The organism is Psychrobacter sp. CX18, assembly GCF_057396215.1.
Map to the genome: position 1 here is coordinate 1 of NZ_JBXYJH010000042.1, position 1,628 is coordinate 1,628.

Here is a 1,628-nt window from a genome sequence, read left to right on the forward strand (position 1 = left end):
TTATCAATTTTACCGTCTTGACTATCAGTAGCCCCTACATTACCTGCGGTGTCTACTATTCGAGCATATACTGTGTAATCGCCAGGCGGCAAAGTTTCAGCTGTATTATCAAATGACCAAGTTGTTGTACCTGCTGTATATTCAGCATTATCCCAGTTAATCCCATCTAGGCTGACTTGAACTTTCTCATCAGTTGCTAGTGCTTTATCTATACTGCCGCTTAATACTAACGTTTGGTCACTGGTTATAAAATCGGTTGATGAGCTACCAGTATCTTCGGTAATACTGTCTATACTAATAGTATTGGTTTCAGGATCTGTCGTATCAACCTTAACAGTCTGTGCATCAACTGCTCCCACATCACCAGCTAGATCCACAATACGCGCTTGTACGTTGGTGACGCCCTCGCCTAAGTCGTTAGTGGTGTTGTCATACGTCCAGTTTGTGACTGTGGTGGTGGCATCAACCCAAGTTGTGCCGCCATCTACACTGATTTGAACCGTTTCACCTTCGGCCAGTTCATTAGCTAAGGTACCGGCAAACACCAAGCTTTGATCATAAGTAATAAAATCATTCGTCTCACTACCCGTATCTTCTGTGATACTGGTAATGTTGATGGTGTTAGTTGTAGGAGCTGTAGTATCTAAATTAATAACATAGTCTGATGAGAACTGGCCTGTATTACCTGAACTATCTTCTACACGTGCTGTATAAGTATAATCATTGCCATCTAGTAAATCTTTATCTTTAAAGCTCCAATTTTGATTTGTAACTGTGGCAATACCAACTTTAACGCCATCACGGTAAACTGCAACCGCTTCATCATTGCCTAAGACGTCATTGATAGTACCTTGAATTTCTGGTGTTGCGTCATTAGTGAAACCTCCATTTGCAACATTTCCTACAACTGGGGTTACATCATCAATTACTGTTGTGATCTCAGTAGTTTGAGTTGGTACAGAAGTGTCTACGCTAATACTATAAGATGGCGAGGTAACACTTTGGTTACCACCTGCTGTCTCAACTCGTGCTGTATATTTGTACGTACTGCCATTCTCTAAACCAGTATCGTTATAGGTCCAAGTAGTACCGTCTACTGTGGCATTACCAATCACTTCACCATCACGTAACACAACAACTTTTTCTGTACCTGTCAAAGCAGTTGAGATAGAGCCAGTGATTTGCGGTGCTATATCGTTGGTTGCGCCGCCATTGTCGACTACGCCCGTTTGCGGATCAACATCGTCTACCACTGATAAGATCTGTACAGATTGACTTGAACCACTGGTATCAATTGAGATTGAGTAGTCGTTTGATAACGCACCTTGGTTACCTGCGCCGTCTAATACCCGTGCAGTGTACTCATAGGTTGAACCACTTGATAAGCTTGAGTCTGTAAAGCTCCAATCAGTACCCGTAACCTCGGCTTCACCCACTTGTACGCCATCACGATAAACCGCGACCACTTCACCGTCGCCAAGTTCGGCATCGATAGTCCCTTTAATCTCAGGCGTGTCATCATTAGTGAATTCACCATCGGCAACGTCGCCTAGACCTGGGGCAACATCATCAATGACCGTCGTAATTTGTGTGGCTTGTGTAGGTACCGTAGTGTCAACCTCAATGCT

At 43.5% G+C, this 1,628-nt stretch carries 1 protein-coding gene; it reads right to left on the minus strand.

Annotated features, from left to right (window positions below; translation table 11 throughout):
- Positions 1-1,628 (minus strand): Ig-like domain-containing protein (locus AC2SLT_RS13125; RefSeq protein ID WP_486548096.1); only part of this gene is annotated, 1,628 nt, incomplete at both ends.